This is a genomic window from uncultured Flavobacterium sp. (assembly GCF_951805225.1).
In the GTDB taxonomy this organism is placed as follows: domain Bacteria; phylum Bacteroidota; class Bacteroidia; order Flavobacteriales; family Flavobacteriaceae; genus Flavobacterium.
Genome location: NZ_OX638201.1, coordinates 4,511,763 through 4,524,239 on the forward strand (window position 1 = coordinate 4,511,763; position 12,477 = coordinate 4,524,239).

Consider the following 12,477-nt stretch of genomic DNA (forward strand, 5'->3'; position numbering starts at 1 on the left):
ACTACGAAGGCGGTTTAGGTAAAAAAACAATATTACTAACCACAGTTTTCTATGTTATGCAAAATTTAAATCCTAAAAATTATAATTACTTCAAACTAATTTCTTTTCTTTTAGTATTCTTTATTACTGTTCAAATCAGGGCTCAGTTTCCTTTTTCTGAAAGTTTTAAAAACAATACTGCTCCTAATATATTATTTGGTGGATCTCCTACCGCTTTTCTTACGGGAGGTGCAGGTTCAAAAAATGGTTATAATGATCTTAATGGCTCAGGATATCTACGATTAACTAACAGCTCCGCAGATCAAAGGGGTGTAGTGTGGTCAGATCTGTATGCTTTCCCGTCTGCCTACGGAATGACTATCTCTTTTGAATATTATTCCCATTCCGGAAGTGGTGCTGATGGTATTGCTTTTATTTTATTCGACGCAACGGCATCACCCATTAGCGTAGGATCTTATGGTGGTTCCTTAGGATACGCTCAAAACAGTTCAAACAATGGTTTTTCAAAAGGTTACTTAGGAATTGGCATCGATGAATACGGTAGTTTTGGAATGAGCAGCGACGGAAAAAATGGTGGAGCACCGTTCTTCCGCAAACAAAGCGCCGTTACATTAAGAGGTGCCGGCAATGAACAAACTGGATATCCATTTTTAACAACAACTACAACAACAGAATCACCATATCTATTTAACGTTAGTGGTAATGATCGAAATGCAACTGATCAAACTAAAGCTGGTTTTAGAAAAATTGAAATAATTTTAAAACCACGTACTCCTCAAGATGGTTTTCTTATAGATGTTTATATAACACATGGTAACACTAAAACTTTAGTTATTAACAATTACCTTTACACAACACCTGCACCTCCAAATTTAAAATTTGCTATTGCTTCCTCAACTGGAGGAGACAACAACTTTCATGAAATACGTAATTTAAATTTATCTGTAGATTTATCCACTCTTCGTATTCCGGTCGCAAAACCAAATTTAATTACCGGATGTTCAGGATCAATAATCACAACATCTAATGATATAAATGAAAACAATGATGGTACATTAAATACACTAGCTACCATAAATAGATCATCAATAGACTTAGATCTTGACATACCAGGAATTCAATCTTCTAAAACAGTCGCAGGAAAAGGAACATTTACCTATGATTCTATTACAGGAAAAATAACTTTTACCCCCCTAAACATATCTGTAGAAGGATCTGCTGAAATAAATTATACTTTTAATGATACTTATGGCAAAACATCCAATGTTTCTACCATAACCTATAATGCTATTGTAAATAAACCTGCAGATATTGAAACAACAACAACAATATGTGCTGGAGAGACCTATGTTTGGGCAGCAAATGGGCAATCATATACTACTCCACAAACCGGTTTAAAAGTAATTAATAACGGATGTACAGCAAATGAAATTTTAAATTTGGAGGTGCTGCCCAGACCTAACATTCCAACTATAACTACTACGACTGCAAGTTGTTTGGCGGCTAGTACAAGTAAAATAGACAATTATTCACCTGCTGACAACACTTATACTTTTGATCCAACCGGCCCTGAAATTGATGCTCAAGGTTTTATAACCAATATTACCCCGAAAATTCAGTATAACGTCACCTCAGTTTCAAAAACTACAAACTGCTCTTCTTTACCAACATTATTAACTAAAGATGCATTTGATAATTCAGGTTGTTATCCTGTTTTAAATACTACAGTAAATTCGTTAACCAAATCTATTTGTAACAGTCCAAATGAAACAGTCTCTTATGAGATTAAAATCACAAATTCAGGAGGACAAACTGCTGGAGCAGTCAAATTAGATTTCATATTTCCCATTGGTATTATTTTTGATTATGCTAGTGCATCTTATACAAATGGCAGTTCAGGACCAACCGGTTCAATCTCATTTATGAATACTGCTAGCAATCCTGTAATAGAAAATTTTACTATACCTTCTAATGGAACAGTAATAATTCTATTAAAAGGAAAAACTACAACTGCAGCTACAACAGGTACTTTTAGTGTCAATTCTGAAGTAACATATTTAGATCCAAGTCGCACAATTAGCAATCCTAACAGAAGAATTACACCTTATATGAATTCTTACTCAGCAACATCATCATACGAAAGCGGAGGAAATGTACCGGGTTCTAATTTTGACGGCAGCAGTACATTAGAAGATGATGTGGTTATTAATCCAAAACCAACAACTGTAACCACCAAAGAGAGCATCTGTTCTGGAGAATCTTTCCTTTGGACTGTAGACGGAAAAACTTATAGTACTTCCGGAACTTATACTAAAACAAATAGTAGCTGTACTGCAAATCAGATATTAGACTTAACTGTTGGCGCAAAACCAACAACTGTAACTACAAAAGAAAGTATCTGTTTTGGAAAATCTTTCCTTTGGGCTGTAGACGGAAAAACGTATACAACTTCAGGAATTTATACTAAAGTAAATGATGGTTGTACTGCTGATCAGACTTTGGAATTAACTGTTAATGCAAAACCAATAACAGTAACTACAAAAGAAAACATATGTTTTGGTGAATCTTTCCTTTGGGCTGTAGATGGAAAAACTTATACAACTTCCGGAATCTATACTAAAGTAAATGACGGCTGTAACGCGGATCAGACTTTGGAATTAAATATCGGAACTAAACCAGTAACTATAACCACCAAAGAAAACATCTGTTTTGGAGAAACTTTCCTTTGGACGGTAAATGGAAAAACTTATAGTACTTCTGGAATTTATACTAAAGTAAATGATGGTTGTACTGCTAATCAGACATTGGAATTAAACATTGGAACTAAACCGGCAACAGTAATCACAAAAGAAAGCATCTGTTCTGGTGAATCTTTCCTTTGGGCTGTAGATGGAAAAACGTATTCGGTTTCTGGAATTTATACCCAAATCAATGACGGTTGTACGGCCGATCAGACTTTGGAATTAAACATTGGAACTAAACCGGCAACTGTAATCACAAAAGAAAACATCTGCTTTGGCGAATCTTTCCTTTGGACTGTAGATGGAAAAAACTATTCGGTGTCGGGAATTTATACTCAAACTAATGATGGATGTACGGCTGATCAGACTTTGGAATTAAACATTGGAGCTAAACCAACAACTGTAACCACCAAAGAAAATATCTGCTTTGGTGAATCTTTTCCTTGGGCTGTAGATGGAAAAACATATTCAGTTTCTGGAATTTATACTAAAGCAAATGATGGTTGTACTGCCGATCAGACTTTGGAATTAAACATCGGAACCAAACCAGCAACTATAACTACTAAAGAAAGCATCTGTTCTGGTGAATCTTTCCTGTGGACGGTAGACGGAAAAACTTATAGTACTTCTGGAATTTATACTAAAGTAAATGACGGTTGTACTGCAGAGCAAGTATTAGAATTAACTGTGGGTGCAAAACCAACAACAGTATCTACAAAAGAAAACATCTGTTTTGGAGAGACTTTCACTTGGGCTGTAGATGGAAAAACTTATAGTACTTCGGGAATTTATACTAAAACTAATAATGGTTGTACCGCAGATCAAGTATTAGAATTAACTGTGGGTGCAAAACCAACAACTATAACTACAAAAGAAAACATCTGTTTTGGAGAGACTTTCACTTGGTCTATAGACGGGAAAACTTATAGTACTTCTGGAATTTACACTAAAACTAATAATGGATGCAACGCTGATCAAGTATTAGACTTAACTGTTGGTACAAAACCAATCACTGTAACTACAAAACAAAACATCTGTTTTGGTGAATCTTTCCTTTGGACGGTAGATGGAAAAACGTATACAACTTCTGGAATTTATACTAAAACTAATAATGGCTGTACCGCTGATCAGGTATTAGACTTAAATATTGGCGCAAAACCAACAACTGTAACTACAAAAGAAAGCATCTGTTTTGACGAATCTTTCCTTTGGACCGTAGATGGAAAAACCTATTCGACTTCGGGAACTTATAGCAAAACTAATGACGGTTGTACTGCAGATCAGACTTTGGAATTAAACATTGGAACTAAACCTGCAACGGTAATCACTAAAAAAGACATCTGTTTTGGTGAGTCCTTCACTTGGCCTATAGATGGAAAAACTTATTCAACTTCTGGAACTTATACCAAAACTAATGATGGCTGTACCCCTAACCAAGTACTAAACCTTACAGTAAATCCAAAAACAGCCGACATTATTACTAATGACGTTAGTATATGCAAAGGTGGCACAGGTTCATTAACAATAACTACAGATTCAAAGCCGTCATTATCTTTTAATGGCACCTGGCACCCTCTTACGGACCCTAAAACGTACATGCCTACTTTGAAAGATGATAATAATTCAATATGTCTTTTCGAAGATACTGCATTGGCAAGCTACCATACAATTACTTTTTCGGTAAATGTAACAGGGACATATATCTTAAAAATGACAGGGTTAAATCCAGATTATAGAGCTGGATATATTTATAAAGGCAATTACACTTTAGGAACTTGTCCTGAAGATGGAACTTGGATAACAGAAGGTGATGATTACGGAATAATCAGTACTAAAACACCAACTTTAACAGCACATCTTGAAGTAGGAACCCTTTACACATTAGTATCTCTTGTTCAATCCATTACATCGACTCAACCTTTAGATTATACCTGGACATTAACCCCACCAGATGGAGGAGGCTTTTTCTTGAACCCAATTAATTCATGGTACACAGCTCCAACAGGCGGAAACCCAATTAACTGGGGCACCACATTTAATCCTGCAGGAGTTTCTGGTTCAGGTTTATCTAACACAAATACTGCTGGCAAGACCACCTATTATGTTGGAGATATAACAGAGTGTAAGGAAAGAGTTCCTGTAACTTTTGAAATTAAAGAAGATGCAGCTGTTGAAGTTGCTTCCTCTGCACCAGAAGTATGTATTAATACCGTATTACCAGCTATTACTCATCTAACTTCGGGAATAACTGGTATCAATTCATCAACCAATCTACCAACAGGAGTTAGTGCTAATTTTAAAAATAACACCATAACAATTACAGGTACTCCAACAGTATCAGGTATTTTTAATTACAATATTAACTTACTAAACGATAATAGCCATTGTGGTACTAACACTGCAACAGGTACTATTACGGTTAATGCGTTACCAGTAGTTCCAATTGTAACTACTACAAATGCAAGCTGTTCAACAGCAAGCATAAGTAAAATTGATAATTATGTTGTAGGTAACTCATACATCTTTGATCCAACAGGTCCATTGGTTAGTTCCACAGGAATTATTACCGGAATGACAACTGGAAGCAATTATACCGTAAAATCAGTTAATTCTGCTTGTATTTCTGCATCATCTCCTAATTTTAACTTTACGGAGCAGTTAACGTCCCCAACAAAACCAATATTAAGCACAATAATACAACCTAATTGCGACAACGCAACTGGAAGTTTTACTATCACCAATTATGATGCATCATATACTTATAATGTAATTCCATCAACGGGTGTTGTGCAAAACGGAAATACAATAACAGTTTCAAAAGGTGAATATCAAATAACAGCCATTCTGGGAAGCTGTTCTTCTGAGTTATCTGAAAAAGCAACTGTAAATGAACAACCAATAAAACCTTCTGCGTCTATTAGCTATCCAACTTTTTCATATTCAACAACAGAAGGAACTACTTTAGTAAAACTAATTGGTATGGCCGGAGGTAAATATACAGCTACACCTGAAGGTTTAACTATTGATGAAAATAGTGGCGCAATTAACCCTAGCGTAAGCTCTGATGGCACATATACAATACTTTATTCTTATACAAACGGTGTTTGTAGCAATACGACTCAAACCACCGTTAAAATAGTTTCTCCAAAAATTGCAAGTTGGCTACTTGTAAAAGATGGTAATAACAATGGAACAGTAGAACCCGGCGAAATTCTTACTTTTATGTTGAGATTGTCTAACATTGACCTTGATCATTTAACACTGAAAAACATTACAGGTTCTATCGACTTACCTGACCATACAAGCTTAGTGAATCAAGGACAATCAATATATGTTACTCCTCAAAAATTATCTTTTTCATATCCAAATACAGATATACCATATCTCTGGGATTTAAGTTATTTACGTGAACCAGCATTAATGTTGACCGTAAAAGCAGATTGTGATCTGACTGGTGTAAACCAAATAGAAACCAAAGGAAGAATATACATAAATGGAGTAGAAATACAAACATCAGTTCCTTCTATTCCAGTATCACAAGATGGAAAATGGATTATAACTACGGGGTCAAACCAGTATTTAACTCCACCAGAATTAGTAGATTGTAAAAATCCTGGAGGCTGCCCAACATCTCTTCCTGTATCAACTAATAAAGTAGTCGTTCTTAACATTGATACCCCAGAAGCAGTATGCTTTGGAACCGCAGTAAATCTTTCATCAACAGTAAATACTAATAGCACGCCTGGAATTTTAACTTATTGGACAGATACCTTAGCAACTGTATCTTTAACCAATCCGACAGCTGTAGTAACATCTGGCACATATTACATCAAGAATACCTCTGCGCAAGGCTGTGAAATAATAAAACCCGTAATAGTAACAATAACTCCAAAACCAGCAACTGTAATTACTAAAGAAAACATCTGTTCTGGGGAATCTTTCACTTGGGCTGTGGATGGAAAAACATATTCGGTTTCCGGAATTTACACGCAAATCAATGACGGTTGTACTGCGGATCAGACTTTGGAATTAAACATTGGAACAAAACCAAATGCGGTAATTACTAAAGAAAACATCTGCTTCGGCGAATCTTTCACTTGGGCTGTAGATGAAAAAACATATTCGGTTTCCGGAATTTATACCCAAATCAATGACGGTTGTACGGCCGATCAGACTTTGGAATTAAACATTGGAACAAAACCAAATGCAGTAATTACTAAAGAAAACATCTGTTTTGGGGAATCTTTCACTTGGGCTGTAGATGGAAAAACCTATTCGGTTTCCGGAATTTATACCCAAAGCAATGACGGTTGTACGGCCGATCAGACTTTGGAATTAAACATTGGAACAAAACCAACATCGGTAATTAATAAAGAAAGCATCTGTTCTGGTGAATCTTTCACTTGGGCTGTAGATGGAAAAACATATTCGGTTTCTGGAATTTATACGCAAATCAATGACGGTTGTACGGCTGATCAGACTTTGGAATTAAACATTGGAACTAAACCAAATGCGGTAATTACTAAAGAAAACATCTGCTTTGGTGAATCTTTCACTTGGGCTGTGGATGGAAAAACATATTCGGTTTCCGGAATTTACACGCAAATCAATGACGGTTGTACGGCCGATCAGACTTTGGAATTAAACATTGGAACTAAACCAAATGCGGTAATTACTAAAGAAAACATCTGCTTTGGTGAATCTTTCACTTGGGCTGTGGATGGAAAAACATATTCGGTTTCCGGAATTTACACGCAAATCAATGACGGTTGTACTGCGGATCAGACTTTGGAATTAAACATTGGAACAAAACCAAATGCGGTAATTACTAAAGAAAACATCTGCTTCGGCGAATCTTTCACTTGGGCTGTAGATGAAAAAACATATTCGGTTTCCGGAATTTATACCCAAATCAATGACGGTTGTACGGCCGATCAGACTTTGGAATTAAACATTGGAACAAAACCAAATGCAGTAATTACTAAAGAAAACATCTGTTTTGGGGAATCTTTCACTTGGGCTGTGGATGGAAAAACATATTCAGCTTCTGGAATTTATACGCAAAGCAATGACAGTTGTACTGCGGATCAGACTTTGGATTTAAACATTGGAACTAAACCAAATGCAGTAATTACTAAAGAAAATATCTGCTTTGGCGAATCTTTCACTTGGGCTGTAGATGGAAAAACATATTCGGCTTCTGGAATTTATTCGCAAAGCAATGACGGTTGTACCGCGGATCAGACTTTGGAATTAAACATTGGAACAAAACCGGCAACTGTAATTACTAAAGAAAACATCTGTTCTGGGGAATCTTTCACTTGGGCTGTAGATGGAAAAACATATTCGGTTTCTGGAATTTATACCCAAATCAATGACGGTTGTACGGCCGATCAGACTTTGGAATTAAACATTGGAACCAAACCAAATGCGGTAATTACTACAAAAGACATCTGTTCTGGTGAATCTTTCACTTGGGCTGTAGATGGAAAAACATATTCGGTTTCCGGAATTTATTCGCAAAGCAATGACGGTTGTACTGCCGATCAGACTTTGGAATTAAACATTGGAACCAAACCGGCAACTGTAATTACTAAAGAAAACATCTGTTTTGGGGAATCTTTCACTTGGGCTGTAGATGGAAAAACGTATTCGGTTTCTGGAATTTATTCGCAAAGCAATGACGGTTGTACGGCTGATCAGACTTTGGAATTAAACATTGGAACAAAACCGGCAACTGTAATTACTAAAGAAAACATCTGCTTTGGGGAATCTTTCACTTGGGCTGTGGATGGAAAAACATATTCGGTTTCTGGAATTTATTCGCAAAGCAATGACGGTTGTACGGCTGATCAGACTTTGGAATTAAACATTGGAACAAAACCGGCAACTGTAATTACTAAAGAAAACATCTGCTTTGGTGAATCTTTCACTTGGGCTGTAGATGGAAAAACATATTCGGTTTCCGGAATTTATTCGCAAAGCAATGACGGTTGTACTGCCGATCAGACTTTGGAATTAAACATTGGAACCAAACCGGCAACTGTAATTACTAAAGAAAACATCTGTTTTGGGGAATCTTTCACTTGGGCTGTAGATGGAAAAACGTATTCGGTTTCTGGAATTTATTCGCAAAGCAATGACGGTTGTACGGCTGATCAGACTTTGGAATTAAACATTGGAACCAAACCGGCAACTGTAATTACTAAAGAAAACATCTGTTTTGGGGAATCTTTCACTTGGGCTGTAGATGGAAAAACGTATTCGGTTTCTGGAATTTATTCGCAAAGCAATGACGGTTGTACCGCGGATCAGACTTTGGAATTAAACATTGGAACAAAACCGGCAACTGTAATTACTAAAGAAAACATCTGTTCTGGGGAATCTTTCACTTGGGCTGTAGATGGAAAAACATATTCGGTTTCTGGAATTTATACCCAAATCAATGACGGTTGTACGGCCGATCAGACTTTGGAATTAAACATTGGAACCAAACCAAATGCGGTAATTACTACAAAAGACATCTGTTCTGGTGAATCTTTCACTTGGGCTGTAGATGGAAAAACATATTCGGTTTCCGGAATTTATACGCAAATCAATGACGGTTGTACCGCGGATCAGACTTTGGATTTAAACATTGGAACTAAACCTGCAACGGTAATTACTAAAGAAAACATCTGTTTTGGTGAATCTTTTCCTTGGGCTGTAGATGGAAAAACATATTCGGTTTCTGGAATCTATACACAAAGCAATGACGGTTGTACAGCGGATCAGACTTTGGAATTAAACATTGGAACCAAACCAAATGCAGTAATTACCAAAGAAAACATCTGTTTTGGAGAGTCTTTCACTTGGGCTGTAGATGGAAAAACATATTCGGTTTCAGGAATCTATACGCAAAGCAATGACGGGTGTACAGCAGATCAGACTTTGGAATTAAACATTGGAACCAAACCAAACGTGGTAATTACTAAAGAAAACATCTGCTTTGGGGAATCTTTCACTTGGGCTGTAGATGGAAAAACGTATTCGGCTTCTGGAATTTACACGCAAAGCAATGACGGTTGTACAGCCGATCAGACTTTGGAATTAAACATTGGAACAAAACCGGCAACTGTAATTACTAAAGAAAACATCTGTTCTGGTGAATCTTTCACTTGGGCTGTAGATGGAAAAACATATTCGGCTTCTGGAATTTATTCGCAAATCAATGACGGTTGTACGGCCGATCAGACTTTGGAATTAAACATTGGAACAAAACCGGCAACTGTAATTACTAAAGAAAACATCTGTTCTGGGGAATCTTTCACTTGGACTGTAGATGGAAAAACATATTCGGCTTCTGGAATTTATTCGCAAATCAATGACGGTTGTACGGCCGATCAGACTTTGGAATTAAATGTGGGTGATAAGCCAGTAACTATAACTACTAAAATAAGCATCTGTTTTGGTGAGTCTTTACTTTGGAATGCAGATAGAAAAACGTATACGACTTCTGGAATTTATACACAAATTAATGACGGTTGTACTGCGGATCAGGTATTAGAATTAACTGTTGGTGCAAAACCAAATGCGGTAACTACTAAAGAAGATATCTGTTTTGGTCAAAGTTATACATGGTCGGTAAATGGAGAAACTTATAATACATCTGGAACTTATACTGTTAAAAATAATGGTTGTACTGCGGATCAGGTATTAGACTTAAACATTAATCAAGCTTTAAATGCTTTCCTTGTTTCAAATAGTACAATACCAGAATCTTGTCCAGGGGAAAATAACGCATCATTCGACATTGAAATTACAGGAGGAATTATGCCTTATAGCATAAATTTGGATAATAAAATCACACCTTTTACTCCAGTTACTAATAGTGAATATACTTTTATGAATCTTGTCGGAGGATCACATACTGTTTATATTAAAGATGCATTAAATTGTATTTCAGAACTTGACGTTTTCATCCCAAAAGGAATAACAATTAATCCAGTTGCGAATATTACCTATTCTTGCCTGAACGATCTTCCTTCAAATTCAGTTACTATTATGGTAGATCCAAGTATTACTGATCTTGATGATTTAGATTATTCGCTGGACGGAATAAATTACCAAGCAGACAAAACATTTGTAAATGTCGCAGCAGGTACTCATACCATAAAAGCAAGACACACAAATGGTTGTATACAATTGACTAGAGAATTTGTTGTTGATTACATTCAACCTTTAACATTAACACTCGCTGATGGCGAATTAAACGAAATCGTAGCAACCACAACTGGTGGTGATGGACAATACAGATATTCATTCAATAACGAATCTTTCAGTACTACAAATAAATTCATCATATACAAATCAGGAATGTATACGGTTACTGTAACTGATCAAAACGGTTGCTCAGCTACTAGCTCACGATATTTTGAATATGTAGACGTATGTATTTCAAATTACTTTACCCCAAATGGAGATGGCGTAAATGATGAATGGGGACCAGACTGCACTGTAAACTATAAAAACTTAACCTATACCATTTTTGACAGATACGGTCGAACAATTGCAACATATAAATTGGGGCAAAAATGGGATGGTAAATACAATGGTGCAGAACTAACATCCGGAGATTACTGGTATGTTTTAAAATTAAATGATCCGAAAGACAACAGAGAGTTTGTTGGTCATTTTACATTATACAGATAACAACAATCAAAATAATTATGTTATCTAAAACTTATATTACAATGAAAAAATTAATTATATCTATTATACTCATGGCTGTAACTTCAAGTTACAGTCAAGAGTTAAACTTGCCGGTTTTCACACAATATCTGGCAGATAATCCTTTTGTTATATCCCCAACTTATGCTGGTATCGGAGACAATCTTCGTATTAGAGCAAATGGACTGACACAATGGGTTGGCATAAAAGATGCTCCAAACAATCAATCTGTATACGCAGATCTTCGAATTTTAGATCGGTCAGGATTAGGTATTTCACTTTATAAAGATAGTAACGGAAACACCTCTCAAACCGGTGCCAAAGTATCCTTTGCACACCATTTGACTTTAGATTATTATTCAAAACAATACTTATCTTTTGGTATTTCATATAATCTAAATAATTTTAGAATAAACATCAACGATTTTAGTTCCGGAACAGCTAATCCAGGACCATTAGATCCTTCTATTACAAATGATAGAGCTGTTTCAAACAATAACTTTGATATTGGCGCACTTTATCGAAATAAAGATTTTTATCTAAGCCTGAATGTAAATAATATTTTAAACAAAAACACAGATAAATTCTATCATGAAGAGCCTGCTTTATTACGTAATTATCAAATATATACAGGTTATATCTTCACGGGAGACTCTCAAAACAGAGTTGAATATGAACCTTCTGTATACTTCCAACAATTTGCAAGTGACAAACGATCAAGCACTGACCTGAATTTTAAATACCGCCAGTTCAATCGTTATGATGATTATTTTTGGGTAGGAGTTTCTTATCGTTTTCTAAATGATCAGTTTTTAGAACCTTCAATGGCTGGCCCAATGGCCGGATTTAAAAAATCTAATTTCTATTTTGGTTATTCTTATCAGGCAACACTTAATCAAATTGGAGCTTACAATTCAGGAACACATGTTGTAACGATAGGACTAGATTTTCTACGTGGAATTAGCAATTGCCCTTGTACACAGGGTCCGGTTCGTCATTAAAGAATTCCATTTTAAATCAAAGAATA

2 protein-coding genes are annotated in these 12,477 nt (G+C 35.9%); both read left to right on the plus strand.

Annotation, left to right across the window (positions count from 1 at the left end; genetic code table 11):
• Positions 1-56: 56 nt before the first annotated feature.
• On the plus strand, positions 57-11,432 hold the full coding sequence (locus WN975_RS18850; protein ID WP_337967842.1) for a T9SS type B sorting domain-containing protein: 11,376 nt from the start codon (positions 57-59) through the stop codon (positions 11,430-11,432).
• A gap of 41 nt (positions 11,433-11,473) precedes the next feature.
• Positions 11,474-12,451 (plus strand): type IX secretion system membrane protein PorP/SprF, encoded by a 978-nt coding sequence (locus WN975_RS18855; protein WP_337967843.1) that lies wholly within the window; start codon positions 11,474-11,476, stop codon positions 12,449-12,451.
• The last annotated feature ends 26 nt before the right edge of the window (positions 12,452-12,477 follow it).